General features: G+C 73.8%; 16 protein-coding genes. 10 read left to right on the top strand and 6 right to left on the bottom strand.

Annotated elements, in window-relative coordinates; all coding sequences use genetic code 11:
- Positions 1-232 precede the first annotated feature (232 nt).
- Positions 233-1,738, bottom strand: a complete 1,506-nt coding sequence (locus ACWDR0_RS06725) for an MFS transporter (RefSeq protein ID WP_456350556.1) — start codon at positions 1,736-1,738, stop codon at positions 233-235.
- A 271-nt stretch (positions 1,739-2,009) separates the two neighbouring features.
- Between ACWDR0_RS06725 and ACWDR0_RS06720 the strand changes: the two genes are divergently transcribed.
- Positions 2,010-2,654: a TetR/AcrR family transcriptional regulator gene (locus ACWDR0_RS06720; RefSeq protein WP_456350555.1), complete on the top strand. Its 645-nt coding sequence runs from the start codon at positions 2,010-2,012 to the stop codon at positions 2,652-2,654.
- A 244-nt stretch (positions 2,655-2,898) separates the two neighbouring features.
- Here the strand turns inward: ACWDR0_RS06720 and ACWDR0_RS06715 are convergent, their stop codons facing one another.
- On the bottom strand, positions 2,899-3,387 hold the full coding sequence (locus ACWDR0_RS06715) for a nuclear transport factor 2 family protein (protein WP_456350554.1): 489 nt from the start codon (positions 3,385-3,387) through the stop codon (positions 2,899-2,901).
- 145 nt (positions 3,388-3,532) lie between these two features.
- Between ACWDR0_RS06715 and ACWDR0_RS06710 the strand changes: the two genes are divergently transcribed.
- Complete coding sequence (locus tag ACWDR0_RS06710; RefSeq protein WP_456350553.1) at positions 3,533-5,104, top strand: MFS transporter; 1,572 nt, start codon at positions 3,533-3,535, stop codon at positions 5,102-5,104.
- Between the two features lie 107 nt (positions 5,105-5,211).
- Here ACWDR0_RS06710 and ACWDR0_RS06705 read toward each other — a convergent pair whose 3' ends face one another.
- The 3 genes from ACWDR0_RS06705 to ACWDR0_RS06695 all read right to left on the bottom strand — a co-directional run bounded on the left by ACWDR0_RS06705 (position 5,212) and on the right by ACWDR0_RS06695 (position 8,349).
- Positions 5,212-5,949 carry an SDR family NAD(P)-dependent oxidoreductase gene (locus ACWDR0_RS06705; protein ID WP_456350552.1) on the bottom strand — a complete coding sequence of 246 codons (738 nt, stop codon included), beginning with the start codon at positions 5,947-5,949 and terminating at the stop codon, positions 5,212-5,214.
- A gap of 28 nt (positions 5,950-5,977) precedes the next feature.
- A complete protein-coding gene (locus ACWDR0_RS06700; protein WP_456350551.1) occupies positions 5,978-7,093 on the bottom strand; it encodes a 3-oxoacyl-ACP synthase III family protein in 1,116 nt (371 codons plus the stop codon).
- An 89-nt stretch (positions 7,094-7,182) separates the two neighbouring features.
- Positions 7,183-8,349, bottom strand: a complete 1,167-nt coding sequence (locus tag ACWDR0_RS06695) for a zinc-binding alcohol dehydrogenase family protein (protein WP_456350550.1) — start codon at positions 8,347-8,349, stop codon at positions 7,183-7,185.
- 156 nt (positions 8,350-8,505) lie between these two features.
- Between ACWDR0_RS06695 and ACWDR0_RS06690 the strand changes: the two genes are divergently transcribed.
- The 8 genes from ACWDR0_RS06690 (at position 8,506) to ACWDR0_RS06655 (ending at position 23,464) form a co-directional block, all read left to right on the top strand.
- Positions 8,506-9,141 carry a class I SAM-dependent methyltransferase gene (locus ACWDR0_RS06690; RefSeq protein WP_456350549.1) on the top strand — a complete coding sequence of 212 codons (636 nt, stop codon included), beginning with the start codon at positions 8,506-8,508 and terminating at the stop codon, positions 9,139-9,141.
- A complete protein-coding gene (locus ACWDR0_RS06685; protein WP_456350548.1) occupies positions 9,138-9,998 on the top strand; it encodes a hypothetical protein in 861 nt (286 codons plus the stop codon). Before ACWDR0_RS06690 ends, ACWDR0_RS06685 begins: the two co-directional genes overlap by 4 nt.
- Positions 9,995-10,498, top strand: coding sequence for a hypothetical protein (locus ACWDR0_RS06680; RefSeq protein ID WP_456350547.1), 504 nt, complete (start codon positions 9,995-9,997; stop codon positions 10,496-10,498). The genes ACWDR0_RS06685 and ACWDR0_RS06680 overlap by 4 nt, the downstream gene beginning before the upstream one ends.
- Complete coding sequence (locus tag ACWDR0_RS06675; protein WP_456350546.1) at positions 10,491-12,326, top strand: fatty acyl-AMP ligase; 1,836 nt, start codon at positions 10,491-10,493, stop codon at positions 12,324-12,326. Before ACWDR0_RS06680 ends, ACWDR0_RS06675 begins: the two co-directional genes overlap by 8 nt.
- A complete protein-coding gene (locus ACWDR0_RS06670) occupies positions 12,323-13,963 on the top strand; it encodes a type I polyketide synthase (RefSeq protein ID WP_456350545.1) in 1,641 nt (546 codons plus the stop codon). The genes ACWDR0_RS06675 and ACWDR0_RS06670 overlap by 4 nt, the downstream gene beginning before the upstream one ends.
- Positions 13,960-14,808, top strand: coding sequence for an LLM class F420-dependent oxidoreductase (locus ACWDR0_RS06665; RefSeq protein ID WP_456350544.1), 849 nt, complete (start codon positions 13,960-13,962; stop codon positions 14,806-14,808). The genes ACWDR0_RS06670 and ACWDR0_RS06665 overlap by 4 nt, the downstream gene beginning before the upstream one ends.
- A gap of 182 nt (positions 14,809-14,990) precedes the next feature.
- Complete coding sequence (locus ACWDR0_RS06660; RefSeq protein ID WP_456350543.1) at positions 14,991-19,205, top strand: SDR family NAD(P)-dependent oxidoreductase; 4,215 nt, start codon at positions 14,991-14,993, stop codon at positions 19,203-19,205.
- Positions 19,202-23,464 carry a type I polyketide synthase gene (locus tag ACWDR0_RS06655; RefSeq protein WP_456350542.1) on the top strand — a complete coding sequence of 1,421 codons (4,263 nt, stop codon included), beginning with the start codon at positions 19,202-19,204 and terminating at the stop codon, positions 23,462-23,464. Before ACWDR0_RS06660 ends, ACWDR0_RS06655 begins: the two co-directional genes overlap by 4 nt.
- Here ACWDR0_RS06655 and ACWDR0_RS06650 read toward each other — a convergent pair.
- Positions 23,438-23,803 (bottom strand): BlaI/MecI/CopY family transcriptional regulator, encoded by a 366-nt coding sequence (locus ACWDR0_RS06650; protein WP_456350541.1) that lies wholly within the window; start codon positions 23,801-23,803, stop codon positions 23,438-23,440. The two genes, ACWDR0_RS06655 and ACWDR0_RS06650, sit on opposite strands and share 27 nt — an antisense overlap.
- Positions 23,804-23,911 lie beyond the last annotated feature (108 nt).

Here is a 23,911-nt window from a genome sequence, read left to right as displayed (position 1 = left end):
CAGGACCAGACGACAACAGGAACGGTCTTCCCCCATGGCGATGCCTTCCCGTGAGACAGCGGATGGTTCGTGCCAACGGAAAGTACTATCGATCGCCATATTTACATAGTCAAGCTGTCGGGAAGAACCCCGCCACCCGTGCGCGACGGGGGAATTGACGCCGGGTGGCGGGGGGTTCGAGGGCGCCGGAAGCCCGGCGCGCGGCGGGCGATGCGGTGCGGCCGGGCCGCCCTCAGTGGGCGAAAACCGGCCCCTGGGACGGGTCGGGACGGCCGCGCGGCAGCAGCAGCGCCGCGACCACGACGGCGCCCAGGGAGATCACCGCGCAGGCCAGGAACGCGCTACCGAATCCGTCGACGGCGCGCGCCGCGTCCCCGCCGCCCTCCAGGCTCATTCCGGCCACGGCCGCCATGACCGCCACACCGAGTGCCGCCCCCATCTCGTGGAAGGTGTTCACCAGTCCGGAGGCGAGCCCCATGTCCTCGTGCGGCAGGTCGCTCATCGCGCTGGTGGTGGCGGCGACGAACCCGGCGCCCAGCCCGAGCGCCGCGAGCAGGAACCCGGGCAGTACCTGGGTCCAGGCGCTGCCGCTCGCGCCCACCCCGGCCAGCAGCAGACCGCCGGCCGCGCTGAGGGCGAATCCGGTGGCGGCCACCGGGCGCCAGCCGAACTTCCCGATGGCATGGGAGCTGAAGTGCGCCCCGGCGCTGATGACGACCGCCACCGGCAGGAACAGCAGCCCGGTCTTGAGGGCGCTGAGCCCCAGTACGTGCTGGAGGTAGAGCGAGCAGAGGAAGAACAGCGAGATCAGTACGCCGGAGGCGGCGAGCATCACCAGGCCGCCGCCCACCTGGTTGCGGCGGGTCAGTACGGAGAAACGGACCAGCGGCGCGCGCACCGTCGTCTCGACCACCACGAAGGCCACCGCGCAGACGACCGCTCCCACCAGCGGCAGCAGCGACTGGGAGGAGGCGAAGCCGTGGTCGCGGGCCTGGACCAGACCGTAGATCAGCAGACCGGGCGCGGCCGTCATGGTCAGCGCGCCCAGAACGTCGACGCCGCCCTGCGGGGCGGGCCGGTGGCCGTGGCCGTGTCCGGCGGGGGAGGCGGGTTCCTTCAGGATCGTGGCCACGGCGAAGAAGACCACCACACCGATCGGCACATTGATGAAGAAGATCCACTCCCAGCCCAGGCTGGTGGTCAGCAGGCCGCCGAGCAGTACGCCGAACGCGGCGCCGCTGCCGCCGATCGCCGCCCATACGCCCAGCGCGCGGTTGCGCTCGGGGCCGTGGAACATCGAGGTGATGATCGCCATCGCGGCGGGGGAGAGCATCGCCGCGCCGACACCCTGGGCGGCGCGGGCGGCGATCAGCGTACCGCCGTCCTCGGCGAGTCCGGAGAGCAGTGAGGCGGCGGTGAAGACCAGCAGTCCGGCGAGGAACATCCGCTTGCGCCCGACCAGATCGCCCGCCCGGCCGCCGAGCAGCAGCAGACTGCCGAAGCACAGGGTGTACGCGGTCACCGCCCAGGTCAGCTGGCCTGCGGTCAGGGAGAGTTCGTCGCCGACCGTGGGCAGCGCCACATTGATGACTGTTACATCGACGATGAGCAGGAACTGTGCCATGCACAGCAGTGCCAGCATCGCCCAGCGGCGCGGCTCGGGCGGCGGGCCGTGCTCCGCCTCGTGGTGCTGGTCCGCGTGGTGTGCGGGGCCGTGGGACGGACTCTCCTGGGTCACCGGGCGCTCCTGATCTCGAACAGTTCTGTAAGGGTTACCGTAGCCGCGCCGGGCCTTAAAGTGAACATGGTTGTAAAGGTTGCTCTGTTGTGCGGCGGTCGGCGGGGGAGCCGTCGGTCCGCCGGTGGTGCGGCCGTCGGTCGTATGCGGCGGTCGATGCGGCCGTCGGTCCGGCGGCGGACGCGGCCGCGGGGTACGCCGGGCCCGGCGGGTTCGGCCCCGCGGGCGATCCGACCTTGCCCGCTTCAAGCGGTCGTTTTAGATTGGGGCCATGGCTGAGAAGGACGGGTCCACGCCGCCGGGGACCAAAGACCGGATTCTCGATGTCGCCGAGCGGCTGTTCGGTGAGCGTGGCTACGCCTCGACCTCGCTCCGCGCGGTCACCGAGGCCGCGGGGGCCAATGTGGCTGCCGTGAACTACCACTTCGGGTCGAAGGAGGGGCTGCTGCGCGCCGTGGTGGCCCGTGCCATGCGCCCGGTCAACGAGGAGCGGCGGCGCCTCCTCGACGGCTTTCTCGCCGACGGCACACCCGATGCCGCCGATCTCGTCGGCGCGTTCGTACGGACCGGCGCGCATCTGGCCGGGGGCGGGGCGAGCGGCTCCCCGGCCGTGACGCGGCTGCTCGGCCGGGTGATGTGCGAACCGGACCCGGAGATCCGGCGGTTGTTCGCCCAGGAGGTCGAATCGGTGGAGGGCCGCTATCTGGCGGAGCTGGCCCGGGCGCTGCCCTCGCTCTCCCCCGAGGACGTCACCTTCCGCTACCGCACCATGGTCGGGCTGCTCGCCCTGCACCAGGCCGGGGCCCTGGCCGATCTCGCACCGCACGGCACGGCCGCCGCGCTCGCCCCGGTCGAGCCCGACCAGGAGACGGAGCGGCTGGTCGGCGCCGTACTGGCGGTCTTCCGCGCCCCCTGACCAGGCCCCGCTTCCCGTGGGGGGATCCCGCGGGGCCGTCCGGGCACGGTGGCGGGGGTAACCCCGCCACCGTGCCGCCCCGGGGCCGTACGCCCGGGTCGGTCCGCACCGGCAGCCGGTCGCCCCGGGGGCGGCCGGGTGCGGCGGATGCGCCCGTCCGTACGGCCGGGGGCGCAGCTGATGCGTCCGGCCGGGTCCGGATCCGGCCCCGCCGTTCCCGCCGTGCCGCCGCCGCCCGGCCCGCTCAGCCCTCGAAGTCCAGGGAGTGGCCCGCCGCCACCGCCCCGGCCATGATCTTCCCCGCGTAGTCGGTGTCCGTGTACTCCCTGATCCGCCGGATCAGCCCCCGGTCGATCTCGTAGACGTGCGAGTACCGGTTGCGGTAGACCGCGCCGTGCCGCAGCCGCCCCAGGCTGACCGCCTCGGCGCAGACGATGTCCCCCTCCGCGACCAGCCGCACGATCTCCGTGACCGGTTCGCCCGGCACGAAGATCGCGAGCATGGTCGGCAGGATCTTCCCGAGCACCGTCTCCCTGTCGTGCTCACCCGCGCCCGGGATATCGCGGGCACAGACCGTCCAGGTCGCGTCGGCCGTCAGCAGCGCGCCGAGCCCTTCCGGATCCTGCCTGTTCAGCGCCGCGATGAAAGCGCGCACCAGCTGCTTGTTCCGCTCCGTGACGGACTCCGTGTCCACCGTGCTCTCCACTGCCGTCGCCTGCTCCTGCGGGGCCATCTCCACCTCCGTTGAGTGTGCTGCGGGTACCTGGTTGCGGCGGCCGGGGGCGCTCCCGTACCGTTGTTCAAGCGTTCGTTTCAATCAGTCGTTTGTCTTGGTGGGTTCCGTCTCACGCGGGCCCGGCCGCGCAAGGAGCGAAACCATGGAGAGTAAGCAGGGGGCCACCCCGCCCGACGGTGCGGGCACGGCGCCCGGACTCGGGCGCCGCCGGGCCGTCCTGGCGGTCATGTGTGTGGCGCTGATGATGATCGTCAGCATGGTCGTCGGCCTCACCGTCGCGCTGCCGGGCATCGCGGCGGACACCGGGGCCGGCCAGGCCGAGCTGTTGTGGATCATGAACTCGTACGGACTGGTCTTCGCCGGGTTCCTGCTGCCCGCGGGCGCCCTCGGCGACCGGTACGGACGCAAGGGCATGCTGCTCGCGGGCGTTCTCGTCTTCGGCGCCGCCTCGGCGGGGTCGATGTTCGCCGACGATCCCGGACTGCTGATCCTGCTCCGGGTCGTCGCCGGGGTCGGCTCGGCGATGATCATGCCGATGACGCTGTCGATCGTCACCACCATCTTCCCGCCGCAGGAGCGGGCCGGGGCCGTCGCCATCTGGTCGGCGGTCGCCGCGGGCGGCGCCCTGATGGGTCTGCTGATCTCCGGCGCGCTGCTGGAAGCCTTCTCCTGGCGGTCGGTCTTCGGGCTGAGCGTGGCTCTCGCGGTCCTGTCCGGGGTGCTGATCCTGGCCATCGTGCCCACCTCGCGGGACCCGGAGGAGACCCCGGTCGACGTCATCGGCGCGCTGCTTTCGGTCGTCGGCCTCTGTGCCGTCGTGTACGCGATCATCGAAGGGCCCGAGCGCGGCTGGACCGACGCGGCCGTGCTGGCCGGGGCAATCGGCGGCACCGTCGCGCTGTTCGCCTTCGTCCTGTGGGAGCTGAAGACCGAACATCCGCTGCTGGACCCGCGGTTCTTCCGGATCGGCGCCTTCTCCGCCGGTTCGATCGTGATCGTCATGGCGAGCGTGGCCATCTTCGGTCTCTTCTTCGTCATGCTCCAGTACCTCCAGTGGCTGAAGGACTATTCGCCGTTCGTCGCCGGTCTGGCCCTGATGCCCATGACGGTGGCCGTCGGTCTGGTCTCGCCCGCCGCCCCCGGTCTGGTGCGCCGGTTCGGTCTGCGGGTCGTGATGACCGCGGCCATGGCGATCATGGCCGTAGGTATGGGCGTACTGACCACGCTGGACGCCGACTCCTCCTATCTCCCGGTGCTGATCGGCACGGTCGTCATCGGCGCGGGCATCGCGCTCTGTCTGGCACCCGCCACCGATTCGATCGTCGCCTCGCTGCCCGACTCCAAGCAGGGCGTCGCCTCCGCGGTGAACGATGTGACCCGTGAGGTCGGCGGCGCGCTGGGCGTCGCGATCCTCGGCTCCGCCTTCAACAGCGGCTACCGCGCCGGTATCGGCGACCGGGAGGACGCGGTTCCGGCGGATGTGCTGGGAACGGTCCGCAACTCCATCGACGCGGCGCTGGTCACGGCCGAGAAGATCGGCGGAGCCGCGGGTGCCCGGCTGGCCGACGCCGCCCGCTTCGCCTTCGCCGACGGGCTGGGCCGGGCGATGCTGGTCTCCGCGGTCTTCGTCGCCGTCGGCGCCCTCGCCGTGCTGCTGCTGGCGCCGGGCCGGGAGGAGAGCATCCGCCTCCAGGAGAAGCAGCCCGCCGCCTGACCGGTGGCCGGGGCCCGCCCGGTGGATCGCACCGGGCGGGCCGCCGCGCGCCGCGCCGCCGGCCGCCGCCGGGCCGGGTACGGCCCGGGAGGCACCGCCGGCCGTGGTCAGATCGACATCCCGCCGTCGACGGGGAGCACCGTCCCCGTGACGTACTCGGCCTCCTCCGAGGCCAGATAGGCCAGCGCCCAGGCGATCTCCCCCGCCGGGGCGAAGTACCCGGCCGGGATGGTGCTCCGGAGCCGCGCCCGCTGCTCCTCGCCCAGCGAGGTGATCATCCGGGTCTCGGCCACCGGGGAGATCGCGTTGACGGTGACGCCGAAGCGCACCAGTTCCTTCGCGGCGGTCTTGGTCAGCCCGATGATCCCCGACTTCGCCGCGGAGTACGCCGTCTGCCCGGGGTTGCCGTGCGTCCCGGCGTACGAGGTCACATTCACCACCCGGCCCCAGCTCTGCCGGCGGAAGTGCGGCACGCAGGCGCGGATGAAACGGAAGGGGCCCCCGAGATGCACCGCGAGGACCGAGTCCCAGTCCTCGTCGGTGAGGTTCCAGATCATCCTGTCCCGCAGGATTCCCGCATTGTTGACGAGGACGTCGATCCGCCCGGTGTCGGCCACGATCTCCGCGACGACGCCCTCGACCTCCCGGGTGCGGGTGACGTCCACCTCCGCGAAACGTGCCCCGTCCAGCGAACCAGCCGCTTCCTTCAGCCGGGTGCCGTCCCGGCCGATCAGCCAGACCTCGGCGCCCGCCGTATGGAAGAACCGCGCGGCCGCCAGGCCGATGCCCCGGCCCGCCCCGGTGATGACCACCGTGCGTCCCGAGAAGTCGTAGGTGACGTTCACAGACCGTTCCCCTTTCCGGTACGAGAGTTCACGCCCGATATGCCGCGAAGTCCCCGGGCCCGCACCAGCGCACCAGCGCGGCGCCGTAGTTCAGACCCCCGCCGAACGCGCCCAGCAGCGCGAGCTGCCCCGGGCGCAGCCGCCCCGACTCCACCGCCTCCGCGAGGACGAGCGGCACCGAGGCCCCCGAGGTGTTCCCGAACCGCTCGATATTGGTGAGCGTCTTGTCGTACGGCTGCCCCAGCGCGTCCAGCACCCCGCGCACGAGATGCAGATTGGCCTGGTGCAGCGCGAAAAAGTCGATGTCGTCCAGGCCGAGCCCCGCCTTTGCGACGAACTCCCGCAGGAACTCCGGTACGGTCCCGAGCACGAACGCCTTGATGTCCGGGCCCCGCATCGTGGTGAACGCGTCGCCGTACCCGGATTTCTTGGGCCGGCCCAGGGCGTCCACCCGCTCCTCGTGGGCGGCGTACACGGAGAAGTAGTGCTCGGGCTCGCTCCGCAGCAGCACCTCGCCGATGCCCCGCCCGGGGAGCACCGGCTCCAGCAGATAGCAGGCCGCCGCGTCCCCGAAGATGACCCCGACCGTACGGTCCTCCGGGTCGAAGAGCTTGCTGCCCACGTCCGTCAGCACCACCGCGACCCGCGGATACGCTCCCGACGCCACGTACTTCGCGCCGACGTCCAGCGCGAAGACCGCGCCCGGACAGCCGCCGCTGTTGACGTCGAAACCCGGTGTGCCCCGCATTCCCGCCTTGCGCATGATCGCGGAGGCGGTGTTGGGGAGCAGATGGTCGGGTGTGTAGGTACCGCAGACGACCAGGTCCACCTGGTCCGTGGTGATGCCGGTAACCCGGCAGGCGTCGGCGAGGGCCCGGGCGCCCAGATCGGACGACCACTCGTCCGGAGCGGCGAACCGCCGCTCGGCGATACCGATCCGCTCGCGGATCCAGCTGTCGGACGTCGGCAGCCGGCCGGCGAGTTCGGCGTTGGTGACGACCCGGTCGGGCAGACACCGCCCGATCGCCCTGATCCCCACCCCCGTACCGGCACGCACCCCGTACGGTCCGTGCCGCGCCCCGGCGCTCTCCGCCGCCCCGTGGGCACCGGCCCCGGGGCGGCCCGTCGTCGACCGGACTGCCATGGCTCTCCTTCCCCCGCCGCAGGGGGTCTCCCTTTCGGATCCTGCCGGGCCGGCCCGGTCCGAAGGAAAGACCCCGGGCGCGGCCGTCGTCAGAAGGGATTCACCCGGAACAGCGGGAAATACGATTCGATCTTCCCGTTGGCGTAGTCCCCGGCGAGCTGCCCGACCTCGTCGAAGTCGTACACACCGCCCGGGTCGACCTCGGGCACCCAGCCGGTGCTCTCCTGGTAGTCGCGGATCGCCGCGCAGTCGCCGAACCGCCAGACATGGGTGTTCACATGGAGATGCCGGTTGATGCACTCACTGGCCCGCAGATGGTAGGTGCGCATGCCCTGCTTCCAGCCGACGGTGGTCACCACCCCCTGCCGGGCCATCGCCTTGACGGTCGCCTTGTACAGCGGCGCGCCCAGATTGTCGACGAACACCGCGACCCCCGCCCCGTCGCTCAGCTCCGCGACCGTCCGCAGGAACCCGGCCTCCGACGCGCGGTAGCGGGCCCGCGCCGCCGGGCCGTCCGGACGGTTCTCCGGGTCGATCGCCAGATCGGGGAAGAGCCGCCGGTCCACCGGGGTGATGCCGAGGCGCCGCAGCTCGGCCAGCCGGCCGTCGCTGCCCGCCGTCATCGCCACCCGGAACCCCGCGCGCCGTGCCAGCTGCAGTTCGGCCAGCACCACACCGCCGCCCCAGCCGAAGACCAGATGCTCACCCGGATCCTGGTCCGCCATCTGTGCCGACCAGCAGCGGTGGGCGACCTTCCAGTTGTCCCAGGCGGTGAAATAGCGGGCATAGGCTGCCCATTGCATAAGGCTGTACTCGCTGTCCCGCGGCAGCGGCAGCAGCAGGGCCGAGTCGATTTTGGTGCGGTTCGCCAGCAGCCCGATCGTGCCCGGTGCCTCATAGGCGTAGACCAGTTCCGCATATCCATAGCGGTCACGCTTCGAGAAAGGCATCACCATACAGATGTCGCCCTCGGCGATACCGGACGACGACACGGCAGGTCTCAGCACCCGTACGATACCGAGATTTCCCAGCACCACCTTGTCCTCGTTGCGGAGCCTGCACACATCGATCGGGCTGCGCGATATCGCATGCTCGATATTCGCCTCCCACGAACCGTACAACGGCTCCACCAGGGCTTCGTGCTCGGCGGGCGCGGTGAAGGAAAACACCTCGCGGCGCAGGTTACCGGCCGGCGGAGGCTCCCCGCCGGAGGTCTTCGGCCCGGCGTGGAGCACCCAGGCGTCGGCATGGATCACATTGGCCTCCCTTGCCTTTCCGGAATTACCGTAGCCATGGACTCGTGCCTTGAGCAACAGTCCGTCGAATTTCTACGGAGCCGTAGTTCTACGATTCCGTAGAAAAGCAACTCCCTTATTGCGGCGGGCGGAAAGCGCGGACTAGAGTCGCCCGCCATGAACAGTCGCGTATCTCAGGCACTCGCCCGGCAGTACGACCGGCTCTCCGAGCGGCTGGAGAAATCGATTGAAGGGCCGCGGCTCCGTACCAAGGTCGTGGGAGATCTGACCGGCCGCGTTGTCGAGATCGGCGCGGGCACCGGACGGAATCTTCCCTACTACGCCAGGGCGGACCATGTCGTGGCCGTCGAACCGTCGTCGGGGATGCGCTCGCGACTGGCGGGCAAGGCCGCCGCGTCGGGCGGCGCCGTCCGGCCCACCGTCGAGGTCGTCGACGCCGTCGGCGAACGCCTTCCCTTCGCCGACGAGGAGTTCGACGCCGCGGTCGGCACCCTCCTGCTGTGCATGGTGGACGACCTCGACGCCGTCCTGACCGAGATCCGGCGGGTACTCAAGCCCGGCGGCCGGTTCTCCTTCTTCGAGCACGTCCGCGACGAGGGCCGACGGGGACGTACCCAGGATCTCGCCGGCCCCGTGCTCCGCCGCCTCCAGTTCGGATGCCGCCCCAACCGCCGCTCCATCGAACGCATGCGGGACCTCGGCTTCCGGGTCGAGATCGGCGAGCAGTGGCGGATCAGCCCCAAACCCCCCTTCAGCGGGCCCTACTACGTGGGCACGGCGATCCGCTCATGACCCTGCCGCCCGTCTACGCGGACGCGCTGGCCGAGGTCCAGTTCCAGGTCCCCTACAGCAGCGCCGCCTCCTACCACGAGTACTACGGGAGCGGCGCCCCGCCCTGGCGGCTCGGCCGCGGCTGCGGCTGGCAGACCCACGAGGTCGCCCGCCGGGTCGCCGAGGGCTGCGGCGCCCGCTCCACCCAGCTCTACGCGGGCGGCCACTCACCCGCCATGTACCTCACCCGGGGCGAGATCACCGTCCTCGACCCCTATCTGCCGCACCTCGCCCCGCTGACCCTGCGCCGCGCCGACGCCGCCGACGGGACCGTACGCGCCCATACCGACGCCTACCCCCTGCGCGTCCGCGCCGACGGCAGCCCCGCCCCCTCCCGGCTCGCCGCCACCTGGTGGCTCGCCGACGGCGTACTCCTCCTGGAGTACGAGCGCTACAGCCCCCGCCGGGACACCACCGTCACCCACCGCGCCTTCACCTTCCACCTCGGCACCGAACTGCCCGCCTTCCCGGTGCCCGCCGGATTCGCCCGCCGGCTGCTGCTCGAACCGATGCAGAACAACCTCTCCATCCGGGCACTGCACCGCACCGAACACCGCATCGGCGAACTCGTCCTGCCGTTCGGCGACCGCCCGCGCGAGCAACTGCCCGACCCGGCCTTCCTGATCGCCAAGGACAACCAGGGCAGGGTCCACCCGGCCGGGACCCCCGGGTACACCGAAACGCTGGAGCTGATCGCCGACGCCGTACGCGGCACCCCCCGGGAGGTCACCGACTACGTGACCGGCGCCGCCGCCATCTACCACCGGGTCGTCCCGCGGGACCAGCAATGGCCCGACTACTCAGCGGAGGACGAGTGAGCACCAGCTTCTTCCTCGCCGGTGTCATGCAGGGCGCCGGCCGCGCCTTCGACGCCGCCGACCAGACCTACCGCGCCCGGCTGCGCCGCACCATCGAGGACCTGCGCCCCGGGGCCACCGTCCACGACCCCCGGGAACTGATCCTGGCCCGGTACGGCGAGCGCGTTCCGGAGATCCGGCGCGCCCTCGAAACCGTCGCCGCCGCCCCGACCGTCGTCCGCGAGGACCTCGACCCGGGCCTCCGGGAACTCCTCGGCGCCTTCCACGAGATGGCCCGCCTCGCCGCCGCCAGCGATATCTGCGTCGCCCGGCTGCCCGGAAACGAACCGAGCATGGGCACCGCCGCCGAGATGTACGCCGCCTTCAGCGCGGGCCGCACCGTCGTCGCCGTCACCGGGATGAGCCACAACATCGCCGTCCTCGCCTGCTCGACGGTCGTCCTTCCCGACGAGGCGGCTTTCCACGACTGGCTCGTCAAGGACGGTGACCGCGATGCGTGAGATCGAGACGGCCTCCCTGCGGGAGGAACTGCGGGCGCTGGACGACGGATTCGCCGCCGCGGTACGCCGGCGGGCCGAGGAACGGCCCGACGCGCTCGCCATGACCTTCCTCGCCGACGCCTCCGACGGGCAGGGCCGCACCGTCCGGCTCACCCGCGGTGAACTGGACGCCCGGGCGTCCGCGCTCGCCGCCGCCTTCCGGCGGCTGGCCGCGCCCGGCGAACGCGTCGCCGTCCTCTGCCCCAACGGCCCCGCCTACGCGGCCGCCTTCACCGGCGCGCTCTACGCCGGGCTGCTGCCCGTGCCGCTGCTGCCGCCCGGACTCCAGCGCCGTACCGAACGGCTCGCCCCCACCCTCGCCGACTGCGCTCCCGCCGTGGTCGTCACCACCACGGCCCACCGGGAGTCCGTCGCCGACGCCCTCGCCGCCGTCGGCGGCCCGGTCTCCGGAGCGCATATCGTCCTCGCCGACCGGCCGGACGAGCAGCCCCCCGGCGTCACTTCCGCCGCCTTCACCCACGCCGCCTTCACCCCCGTGGCCGCGGACCCCGGCGCGACCGCCTACCTCCAGTACACCTCCGGGTCGACCCGCAGGCCCGGCGGTGTCGAGGTCACCCACCGCAACATCACCGTCTCCGTCGCCCAGCACATCGACCGCCAGCGCATCGACGAAACCTCCACCATCGTCAGCTGGCTCCCCTTCTTCCACGACATGGGGCTGGTCTTCGCCCTCGTCCTGCCGCTGAGCGTCGGCGTCCCCGCCGTCCAGACCACGCCGTACGGCTTCATCCAGGACCCCCGGCGCTGGCTCGCGCTCTTCGGCGAGCACCGGGGCACCCATACGATGATCCCCAACTTCGGGCTCGACGTCTGCGTGGACGCCGTCCCCCCGGCGGACCGCGCCGGAATCGACCTCTCCACCCTCCGCTATCTCGGCAACGCCTCCGAACCGGTGCGCGCGCAGTCCCTGGAGCGCTTCACCGAGGCGTACACCCCCCACGGTTTCCGCCACACCGCCCACTCGCCCTGCTGGGGCCTCGCCGAGGCCACCCTCATCGTCACCGGGATCAGCGCCGAGGCCGAACCGGTGACCGCCGCCTTCGACCGTGCCGCACTCGCCGCGGGCACCGTCGAGACCAGCCCCGAGAACGACCGGGACGCCCGCCGGCTGGTCGGCTGCGGCGACGCCTTCCAGGGCCAGGACGTCCGGGTCGCCGACCCCGCCACCGGCGCCGAGGCACCCCCGGGGACCGTCGGGGAGCTGCTGGTACGCGGCGGCAACGTATGCCGGGGCTACTGGCGGCGGCGCGAGGAGGACGACGACACCTTCCGCGCCGTCCTCGACGGCGAAGGGCCCTGGCTGCGCACCGGCGACCTCGGCTTCTTCCACAAGGGCGAACTCTTCATCGCCGGGCGCGCCAAGGACATCGTCATCGTCGACGGCCGCAACCACCACGCCATCGACATCGAGGTCACCGTCGAACAGGTCGACCCCTCGGTACGGCGCGGCCATGTCGCCGCCTTCCCGGTGGAGACCGGCGACCGGGAACTGGCCGTTGTCGTCGCCGAATTGCGCCCCGAGGCCGCCGCCGACCCCGTCGAGCTGCGCGCCGCGATCCGGGCCGCCGTGGCCGAGGCCCATGACATCGACCTGTTCGACATCGCCCTCGTCACCCGGGGGACCATCCCCAAGACGTCCAGCGGAAAGCTGCGCCGCCGGATCTGCCGGGAGCTGTACACCGAGGGGGAGCTGGCCGCCCGGACCATCGACGCCGACCGGGCCGTGGACGCGGGCCGTCCCGCCGACGCCGAACCGACCGTCCGGTGAGCGCGCTGACGCGCTGGCTGGTGGAGCAGCTCGCCCGGCAGTGCTCGGCCGACCCGGAACGGATCGACCACGACCGGCCCTTCCGGGACTACGGACTCACCTCGCGCGGCGGGGTCGCGCTCTCCGGGCGGCTCGCCCGCCACCTCGGCCGGGCGGTCGAACCCACGGTCTTCTGGGAACACCCGACGGTACGCCTGCTCGCCGCCCATCTGGAGGGTGCGGGTCCGGAAGCCGGTCCGGAGGCAGGGTCCGGGGCCGGGTGGGAGGCCGGGGCCCCCGGCCCGGCCGGGTCCGGGGCCGGAGCCGCGGCCCGGGGGCTCCGGCGGACCAAGCCGCCGGGCGAGGCGCTCGCCGTCGTCGGGATCGGCTGCCGCCTCCCCGGCGAGGTCTACTCGCCCGGGGACTACTGGCGGCTGCTGCGCCGCGGCGCCGACGCCGTACGCCCCGTACCCGACGACCGCTGGGAGTCCTGCCGCCGGGCGTCCCCCGCCCACGCGGAGGTCCTCGACCGCACCACCCGGGCCGGCGGCTTCCTCTCCGACATCACCGGCTTCGACGCCGGATTCTTCGGCATCCCGCCCGCCGAGGCCGCCGAGACCGACCCCCAGCAGCGGCTCTTCCTCGAAGTCGCCTGGGAGTCCCTGGAACACGCCGGCCTCCCGGTGGAACACCTCGCGGGCAGCCGTACCGGCGTCTTCACCGGCGCCAGCGGAGACGACTTCGCGCGCCGCAGAATGGAGGACCTCCCGGGCATCAACGGCTGGTCGCTGCCGGGCACCACGCTCAGCGTGATCGCGAACCGGCTCTCGTACCTCCTCGACCTGCGCGGCCCCAGCCTGACCGTCGACACCGCCTGCTCCTCCTCGCTCGTCGCCCTGCACCTGGCCGCGCAGAGCCTGCTCACCGGGGAGTGCGACCTGGCCGTCGTCGGAGGGGTCAACGTCCTGCTCTCACCCGGCGGTACCGTCTACGCCGACCAGGTGTCGGCCTCCTCGCCCGGCGGCCGCTGCGCCCCCTTCGACGAGGCGGCCGACGGCATGGTGCGCGGCGAGGGCGCCCTGAGCGTGGTCCTGAAGCGGTACGCCGACGCACTGGGCGACGGCGACCGCGTACTCGCCCTCGTCCGGGGCACCGCCGTCAACCAGGACGGCCGCTCCAACGGGCTGACCGCCCCCAGCCCCGCCGCCCAGGAAGAGCTGCTGACCCTGGCGTACGAACGGGCCGGTATCGATCCCGGCACGGTCGGCTATGTCGAGGCCCACGGCACCGGCACCCGCCTCGGCGACCCCATCGAGGCCGGCGCGCTCGGCCGGGCGCTGGGGCGGGGCCGCCCCGAGGAACACCCGCTGCTCATCGGCTCGGTCAAGTCCGGCCTCGGCCATCTCGAAGCCGCCGCCGGACTGGCCGGCCTGGTGAAGACCGTGCTGGCACTCCACCACGGCGCGATCCCGCCCACCCTCCACCACACCCGGCCCCACCCCGGGCTGTCCGGCCAACGCCTCCGGGTCGTGGACCGGCTCACCCCCTGGCCCTCGCCGGAGGGCGCGCGCATCGCCGGTGTCAGCTCCTTCGGCATCGGCGGCACCAACGCGCACGCCGTCCTCTCCGATCCGCCCGCTCCTGTGAGGTGTTCATGAAGTTCGGACTGCTCTCCGTCGTCACCGACTTCTCCATCGAGCCGGGGGAGCTGGGGCGCGAGGCGGAGGAACGCGGCTTCGACGCCCTCTTCGTACCCGAACACACCCATATGCCGGTGGTCATCGAGAGCAAACGGCCCGACGGCGGACCGGTCGTCCCCGAAGCCATGCAGGGACTCGACCCCTTCGTGGCGCTGGCCGCGATCGCCGCCTCGACCTCCCGGCTGCTGATCGGCACCGGCATCTGCGAGGTGCCCGTACGCGACCCGATCATCCTCGCCAAGCAGGTCGCCAGCCTCGACGTGCTCTCCCGGGGCCGGTTCCTCTTCGGCGTCGGCACCGGCTGGGTCCGCGAGGAACTGCGCAACCACGGTGTCGACCCGGCCACCCGTACCGCACGCCTGCTGGAGCACCTGGACGCCATGCGTACGATCTGGACCGAGCACGAGGCCTCCTACCGGGGCAAGTTCGTCTCCTTCGACCCCATCGTCTCGGTGCCCAAACCGGTCAGCCGGCCGTATCCGCCGATCCTCATGGGGCTGACCGGGAGCCGGGCACTGGACCGGGTGACCGAGGCGGACACCGAGTGGATGCCGATGTACGGCCTGGAGGGGGACCACCTCGCCGACCGCATCGCCCAGCTCCGGGAACAGGCCGCCGAACAGGGGCGCGGGCCCGTGCCGGTGACCGTGGTGGAGGTCCCGCCGGAGGAGGACGCGGTCGCCCGCTGTCTGGAGGCCGGTGTCAGCAGGTGCGTCTTCACCCTGCCGCCCGGCGAACGCGACGACGTCCTGCCGCTCCTCGACTGGTACACGGAGCTGAGCGAGATGGCGGACTTCCTGTGACGGCCGGGAGTACGGCGGGGAGCGCCGCGGCCGGAAGGGCCGCCGAGAACGCTGCCGAGCCCCCGGCCGGGGCTTCGGCAGCCCGGACCCCGGCCCTCCGCCGGGCCGGTGACCCCTTACCCGTACCTGTACCCATCCCCGTACCCGTACCCGTCTCCGTCTCCGCACCCGGCGCCGGACCGGTGCCGCTGCTGTTCCCGCTCTCCTGCCGCTCGGCACGCGGGCTGAGGGAACGCGCGGCGCGCCTCGCGGAGTGGACGGAGAGCGGGACCGGCCGCCGGGCCGCACTCGCCGACATCGGATACACGCTCGCCCGCCGCCGCTCCCATCTGCCCCGGCGCGCCGTCGTCCTCGCCCACGACCACGCCGGGCTGGCCGCCCGGCTGCGCCTGCTCGCCGCCGGTGCGGGCGGCGAGGGCGTCATCACGGCCCCCGAGGCCCCCCGGACCTCACCGGACGTCGTCTTCGTCTTCTCCGGCTACGGATCCCAGTGGGACCGGATGGGGGCGGGCCTGGCCGGGGAACCGGCCTTCCGCGCCGTCCTGGACGAACTCGCCCCCGTCTTCGAGGCGGAGGGGCGCGCCACCCCGTACGAGCTGCTGACCAGTACCCCGCTCGGCGAGGCCGACGCCTCCGACGTCCAGCCCGCCCTCTTCGCGATGCAGACGGCGCTCGCCGCGCTGTGGCGGCACTACGGGGTGCGCCCCGCCGCCGTCCTGGGGCAGTCGATGGGCGAACTCGCCGCCGCCGTCGCGAGCGGTGGCCTCCCGCTGACCGACGCGGCACGGGTCGTCCTGCGCCGCTCGGAAGTGATGCGGCGCAGGATGTTCGGGCTCGGTACCACCGCCGTCGTGGAACTGCCTGTACCCGAGGTCCGGCGGCGGCTCGCGGCGGGCTTCGATCTGGAGATCGCCGTCCACAGCTCCACCCGGGCCACCGTGGTGGCCGGTGACGAGCAGGTGATGGACGCCTTCCTCGCCGCCTGCGAGGCCGACGACATCGCCACCTACCCGGTGCGCGGCGGCCACGCCGCCGGGCACAGCCGCTTCGCCGACCGGGTCGTCCCGGAGCTGACCGAACTGCTCGCCGGGATCACCGGCACCGCCCCCGAGGTGCCCTTCTACTCCACGGTCCTGAGCGACCCGCGCGCCGTTCCGGCCTTCGACGGCGCCTACTGGGCGGCCAACGTGCGGCGGCCGGTGCGCTTCCTCGACGCGCTCACCGCCGCGACCGGAGACGGACTGCGCACCTTCGTGGAGGTCTCCCCGCACCCGGTCGCCGTGCGCTCGCTCGCCGACACCCTCGCCGACACCCAGGTCCCGGGCGCCGTCGCCTGGGGCACCCTGCGCCGGGGCGAGCCCGCGCTGCCCGCCTTCCTCGCCGCGCTCGCCCGCGTGTACTGCCGGGGGGCCTCGGCCGACTGGTCGCGGCTCCACCCCGCGGGCGCGCTGCTGGACCTGCCCACCACCCCCTGGGACCACCGGGAGCGGCGGCCGGTACCCGGCCCCGCCGTGACCGCCGTGACCGCCGCGCCGTCGGCCGCGAGCGCGCACCCGCTGCTCGGTACCGGGTTCCGGCTGCCCGGCGAACCCGGCCGCCACGTCTGGCAGACCACGCTCGACGCGTCCCGCCCGCCCTGGCTCGCGGACCACCGGCTGGGCGAACTGCCGCTGCTGCCGGGCACCGGCTATGCGGAGATGGCGCTCGCGGCGGCCTGCGCGGCATTCGGCGCGAAGCCGCCGGACATCGAGGTCACCGGGCTCGCCTTCCACCGGATGCTGCCCCTGGGCGCGCCGGTCACCGTGACCACGACGCTGACCGTCACCGGCGCCGCGGAGGCGACGATGGAGATCAGCGGCAGACACGGCGAGACCGACACCGTCCACGCGAGTGCCGCCGTCGCCGTCGTCACCGCGGTATCCCGGGAACCCGGCGCGCCCGGCGGGCTCGGGGGTCCCGCCGCGCCCGGCGACCGGATCGCGGCTCTCGCGGACAAGGCGGCCGCGCCCGGAGTGTTGGGGGACTCGGCCGTCACACGCGCCGACCGGACCGGCGCTTGGGGCGACTCGGCGGCCGGGGACGCAGCCCTGCCCGGCGACCCGACCGGCGCGCCCGGCGACCCCGGCGCCACGCGGCCCGGTGACATCTACCCGCTGCTTCGTGCCGCCGGGCTGCACCACGGCCCGGCGTTCGCCGGGCTGGCCGCGCTTTACCCGGACGGGCAGCTGACCGTCAGCCGGGTCCGCCGCCCGGAGGCCCTGCGCCCCGACCCCCGGATGCACTGCCATCCCGCCCTCCTCGACGCCGCCCTGCACGGTGTCGCCCTGGCGCTGGTGCGGGACAGCGCCCGCCTCTGCCTCCCCGCGAGCATCGGACGGCTCCGGATCCTCGGCGACCTGGACGATCACCTTCTCTGCCGGGCCCGGGTCCTGGCCGACCGGCAGGGCTGCGTCGCACAGATCGCGGTGTACGACGGGGAGGGCGCGCTCGTCGCCGAACTCGGGGACGTGGTCTTCCGCCGGTTCGACGAGGACGCCCTGCCCGCGACGGCCGACGGACTGCTGTTCACCGTCGAGGAGGAGGACGCACCCCTGGAAGCCGGTACCCGGGGAGCCGCGGCCCCGGCGGAGGACGTTCCGTCCGGTGCGACGTCGCCCGGCACCTGGCTGATCCGCGGCGGCGACGAGGAGTTCCGTACCGAACTGTCCTCCCTCCTCACCCGCGCGGGCCGCACCGCGCCGCCCCTCGACCCCGCCGCCCCCCGGCCCGCCGGTCCGAAGGAACCGGTCCTGGGCATCGTGCACCTGGGCTGGGGCCCGGGCGCTCCGGCGGACCCCTGCCCGCGGGGCGCTCCCGCGGACGGTGCACCGCCCGCCGACACCGGCCCCGCCGCGCGGCTCATGGCCCTCGTCGGCCTCGCGACCGCCGTCTCCGAGGACCCGCAGGGCCGGACACCGAGGCTGTACGTCGTCACGCGGGGCACCCGCACGCCCGGCGACGCCGAACCCGACCTCGCCCAGGCGGGGCTGACCGGTCTGACCCGCTCGCTGCGGGCCGAACGGCCCCGGCTGCGGCCCACCCTGATCGACCTGGGCCCCGGCACCGGTGCCGCGGAGCTGGCGCGCGAGCTGTGCGCGGGCCCGGCGGACGACGAGGTGGTGTGGCGGGACGGCGTACGACGTCTCGTACGGCTCACCCCGCTGCCCGCCGGCCGTACGGCTCCGCCCCCGCGCCCGCCGGTGCGGCCCGGCGGCGGCTATGTGGTGACCGGCGGCACCGGCGGCCTCGGGCTCGCCACCGCACACTGGCTCGCCGGGCACGGCGCGGGCTGCGTCGTCCTCAACGGACGCTCGCTCCCCGGCCCCGGGACCGCCCGCGAGATCGAGAGCATCCGCGCCACCGGCACCGGGGTCGTCGTCGTACTCGGCGATATCGCCGAACCCGGGGTCGCCGAGGCGCTGATGCGGGCCGTGACCGACGTCGGCGCCGAACTGCGCGGCGTGGTGCACGCCGCGGGCGTACTCGACGACGCCCTCGTCACCGAACTCGACCGGGAGCGCATCGACCGTGTCTGGTCCGCGAAGGCCACCGGTGCCTGGCGGCTGCACCTCGCGACCCCGGCCGACGGCGTGGACTGGTGGATCGGCTACTCGTCGTCCGCCGCCCTGCTGGGCTCCCCGGGCCAGGCCAACTACGCCGCGGCCAACGCCTGTCTCGACGCCCTCGTCCACTGGCGCAGGGCCCGGGGGCTGCCCGGACTGACCGTCAACTGGGGCCCCTGGGCGGAGACCGGCGGAGCCCGCGACGCCCGGGTCGGCGGACTGGGCAAGATCCGCCCGCCGGAGGCGTTCGCCGCGCTGGAGGAGGCGCTCGCCCGGGACGACATCCAGACCGGTGCCGTCCGCCTCGGACCCGACCACGCCCTGGTCTTTCCCGAGACCCGCCACTCCTCCTACTTCGCCCGCGTCGCCGCCGCCTCCGCCCGGGACCGCGCCGCGGACACCCCCTTCGACCCCGGCCGGCTGCGCGCCACGGACCCGCTGACCCTGCGCCGGACGGTCACCGAACGGCTCGCCGAGCGCGTCCGCCCGGTGCTGGGCCATCAGGAGGACGTCCTGCCCCTCGGCGAGCCCCTCGTCCATCTGGGACTGGACTCCCTCGCCGCGGTCCGGATCAAAAACGCCGTACGGGACGACTTCCGGCTCGATATCCCGGTCGCCCGCCTGCTGGCGGGCGTGAGCGTCAGCGACCTGGCCGGGGAGATCACCGCCGCGCTCACCGGCACGGCCGACCGCGAGGCCGCGGGCCCGGCGGAAGCCGGGCGCGAAACGGCCGAGGACCGCTCCCGGGCCCGGCGCACCCGTATGGCACAGCAGGCCCGAAGGAGGCAGCGATGAACGGCAGTACCGCGAGGGACCCCCGGTCTCCGGCGACGCCGGAGACCGGGCCCGGTCCGGTCTCCGGAAACCGGCCCGGAGACGGGGCCGGGCCGGAGCCGCCCGCGGAGTCCGTCGCCGTCATCGGCATGGCCGGCCGCTTCCCGATGGCCCGCACGGTGGAGGAGTTCTGGCGGAACCTGCGCGAGGGCAGGGAGTGCCTGGAGACCCTGGACGACACCGAACTGCGCCGCCAGGGGGTGCCCGACTCCGTGCTGAGCGACCCCGGCTATATGCGGCGGGCCGGAACCCTGCACGGGATCGAGGAGTTCGACGCGGACTTCTTCGGCTTCCCGCCCAGTCTCGCCGCCACCATGGACCCGCAGCTGCGGCTGCTCCTCGAAACCTCCTGGCACGCGCTGGAGGACGCCGGCTGCGACCCGGAACGCAACGGCGGTGCCGTCGGCGTCTTCGTCTCCGGTTCCGCCTGCGGCTACTACCCGTACCACGTCCTCTCCCGGCAGGACCTGCGCACCCTGCTCGGCGCCGGGTCCTCATCCGCGCAGATGTCCCTGTGGTCGGCGAACGACGTCAACTTCTACGCCACCCGGATCGCCCACGCCTTCGACCTGCGCGGCCCCGCCCTGAGCGTGCAGACCGCCTGCTCCAGCGCGCTCACCGCCGTGCACCTCGCCTGCCAGAGCCTGCTCTGCGGCGAGTCCGATACGGCGCTCGCGGGCGGAATGTCCGTCAAGGTGCCGCACCGGGTGGGCTATCTGCGCGATCTCGACTCGGTGATGTCGCCGGACGGCCACTGCCGGCCCTTCGACGCGAAGTCCGGTGGCACGGTCTTCACCAGCGGCGGCGGGGTCGTCGTCCTCAAACGGCTGAGTGACGCGCTCGCCGACGGCGACCACGTCCGGGCCGTGATCCGCGGCTCGGCCGTCAACAACGACGGATCGCTGAAGATGGGTTACACCGCGCCCAGTGTCGACATGCAGGCCGCCGTCGTCCGCGAGGCGCTCGCGGTGGCCGGGGTCGGCCCGCGCGATGTGGAGTACGTGGAGGCGCACGGCACCGGGACGGCGCTCGGCGACCCGGTCGAGGTGGCCGCGCTGCGCCGGGCCTACGGCGAACGGCCCGACGAGCCCTGGTGCGGTATCGGCTCGGTGAAGGGGAACGTCGGCCACTGCGAGACGGCGGCAGGGGTCGTCGGCCTCATCAAGGCCGTGCTCTGTCTGGAGAACCGCACCCTCGTACCCACCCTGCACTTCACCGAGGCCAACCCCGAACTCCAGCTGGCGCAGAGCCCGTTCTTCATCCAGTCCGGACTGCGGGAGTGGAGCGGCGAGCACCCCCGGTTCGCCGGGGTCACCTCTCTCGGCGCGGGCGGCACGAATGTGCATGTGGTGCTGGAGGAACCCCCGGGCCGCCCGGCGGCCGTGCCGGACCGTACGGCCGCACTCACCCCGGAGCACGCACTCGCCCCGGTCCCCGCATCCACCCCGAAGCCCCTGCTCACCCCGGCGCGCGAGCCCCGGCTCCTGCTGCTCAGCGCCCGCTCCGAACAAGCCCTCGCCGAGGCGGGCGGACGGCTCGCCGTACGGCTGCGGGAGACTCCGGGCCCCGCGCTGGGCGATGCCGCCCTGACGCTCGCGGAGGGCCGCCGGGCCTTCCGCTACCGCACCGCCTTCGTGGCCCGGGACCGCGAGGAGGCCGCGGCCGCTCTCGGTGCCCCCGGGCGCCCGGCCGTCGACAGCGACCCCGCCGGCCCCGACCCCTCCGTCCTCCTGCTGTTCCCGGGCGCGGCGGACGGATCCGGACACACCGTGCCCGGACTGTACGAGAGTGAACCGGCCTTCGCCGAGGCGTACGACCACGGTGCCGCGCTCTTCGCCGGACACCTCGGCGCCGCTCCCGGCGACCGCCCGGCGCGGGCTCTCGCGGCTCTGGAGGGGCCAACGGCCGTGACCGCCCGCGCCTTCTGCGCGCAGTACGCGGCGGCCCGCGCGCTGGAGGGCCGGGGCGTGCGTCCGGCCGCGGTCGCCGGACAGGGCGCGGGCGAGTTCGCGGCGGCCGTGGTGGCCGGGGTGATGAGCCTCGCCGACGCCGTCGGTCTCGTCGTACGGCGGGGTACGCCGGACGAGGCCCCGGCTCCCCTCCTCGCACCCCCGGAGCTGCCCTTCTTCTCAGGTACGACAGGAGGGCCGCTCGGCGCCGCCGACGCGGTCGACCCCGCCTGGTGGGCGACGGCGGGCCGGGACACCGATCCGGGGGAGTCCGCGCTCGCGGCTGCCCTCGCCGACGGCAGCCGACTGCTGGTCAGCGCCGGAGCGGACACCGGCACATCAACCGGAACGCCCCGCCCCGCCCTGCCGCTGCTCCCGGCGCCCGCCCGGGGCCCGTCACACCGTGACACGCCCGTCCGGGACGCCCCGGGCCGTGCCGCCCCCGCCCCGTTCGCCCCCGGCGCCGCCGGGCTCGCCGTCTTCCTGGGTGTACTCGGCGAGTTGTGGACACGCGGCGTCGCTATCGACTGCTCGCCGACGCGCCGTCCCGGGGACCGCCGTACGCCCCTCCCCGGCTACCCCTTCCAGCGCTCCCGTCACTGGCTGGAATCCACCTACGCCGCCACCGCGAACGCCGAACCCGCCCCGCAGACCGCGACCCCCGCCCCCGCGCACCGGACGACGGAGGAGCTTCTCGCCGCCCTGTGGTGCGAGGTCCTCGGTGTCGAATCCGTGCAGCCCGACGACGACTTCTTCCTCCTCGGCGGCGACTCCGTGATGGCCGCCCGGATCACCGGACGCGCCCGCTCCGCCGGACTGCGCTTCAGCCCCCGCACCATGTTCCGGAACCCCACCCTGCACGCCCTCGCCGAAGCCGTCGGACCCGGTCCGGCAGCAACCGGCCCGGTACCCGCTACCGCCGTCACCACCACCGCCCCACGGCCCCCCGCCGACGCCGGCATCCCCCCGGTCCCCGCCCAGCTGGAGCTGACCGCCGACCCCGCGGTCCTGCCCGAACTCGACGTCCCCCTCCTCTTCGAAGCCGCCGACGACCTCGACCCCGGACTGCTCCGGGAAGCACTCGCCCACGCCGTACGCCACCACGAAGCACTGCACACCGGGCTCGCCGACCACTCCGGTCTCTGGGAACACCGGCCGACGGAGACGGACCCGGCCGCGCTCGCCGTCCTCCCCTGGACCGGGGACGGCCCGCCCGGCCCGGCCGCGCTCGTCGAGGCGGCGGCCGCGGAGGCCCGCAGGCTCCGCCCGCCGGGCGCCCGTCCCGCCGTCGCCGCCGTCCTCGTCGACGCCGCCCCCGAACACGGCCGCCATCTGGTGGTCCTCGCCCACGCCGGTGCCGTCGACCGGACCGCGCTGCGCCTGCTCGCCGAGGACCTCACCACCGCGTGCCGCCGGCTCCGGGCCGGCCGGGAGGTGCTCCTGCCGCCCGTACCCACCCCCTGGCGCACCTGGGCGGACTGTCTGACGACCTGGGCGCTCGACGACGCCGTACTCCTCGAACGCCCCTACTGGCTGGAGCGCATCCGCCGGGCGGGCCCCGGCCCCTCACTCACCCCGGGGGCCGCGCCCGCGCCGGGTGCCCGGGGCCCCGTCCGGCGGCTGAGCGCCACCCTCGGGCCGGAGCTCACCGGCCCGCTGCGCACGGTCCAGCGGCGGCACCGCGCGGGACCGGGAGTGGTGGTGCTCACCGCCGTCGCCGAGGCGCTCGCCCGGGAGACCGGCGGCGAACCCTTCCTCGTCGACCTGCTCGGCAGCGCCCGGGACGGCACGTTCCCCGGTATCGACCTCGGCCGGACCGTCGGGCGCTGCACCGCCGCCCATCCCCTCCTCCTCGGCGCCCGCCACGACGATCCCGCCCGGCTGCTCGACGCCACCCGCGAAGCCCTCGACGACGTTCCCCACCACGGCGTGCACTACGGCATCCTGCGCCATCTCCACCCGCCGACCGCCGAGGCGCTGCGGCAACTGCCCACCGCCGGGGTCACCTTTGCCGACCACGGGGTGTACCGGCCGGCCACGGCAGCCGCCACCGCTCCCCGCACCCCGCTGCACCCGGTGCCGCTGCCCGGCCCGCCGCCCGGGGAACCCCCGCTCGCCCGGGGCCATGCCCTGGACGTCCGGACCTACCGCGCGTCCGGCCGGACCCGTATCGACTGGTGGTACGACGGGGCGCGCTGTACGGAGGAGACGGTGCGCGGGCTGCGCGAGCGCACCCTCGTCACGCTAGGACGTCTCGCGGAGCAGGGCTGAGCCGTCGACGGCCAGGCGCAGCCGGGCCCGCAGCGCGGGATCGGCGTACGCCTGGTCGACGAAGTGGGCGACCGCTTCGGGGCCGAAGCTGGTGAACACCTTCCGCACCGCGAGGCCCACCTCGTCCCGGCAGGTGGCGTGGTACACGTACTGCCGTCCGCTGCGGTCGCGGGCGGCGGCACCGCTGTCCACCAGCCGGGTCAGCACGGTCAGGACGGTGGTGTACGCGAGCCGGTCCTCCCGCTCCCGGTTGAGGCGCTCCTGCACCTCCCGCCCCTTGAGGGGGCGCTGGGACGAGGAGAGGAGATTGAGAACTCGGATCTGCAGTGACGCGCTCATCGATTCTCTCCGGGTGTGACGCGTGGTCATGGTGAGGCGTGGGGACGTGTACGGCCGGGTTACCGCCCGTACGGCAGGCCCTGCGCCGTTCGTCGGGGCCCGTGCCGC

This window comes from Streptomyces sp. NPDC003691 (assembly GCF_053981115.1).
This window is presented reverse-complemented; position numbering and strand designations above follow the sequence as displayed.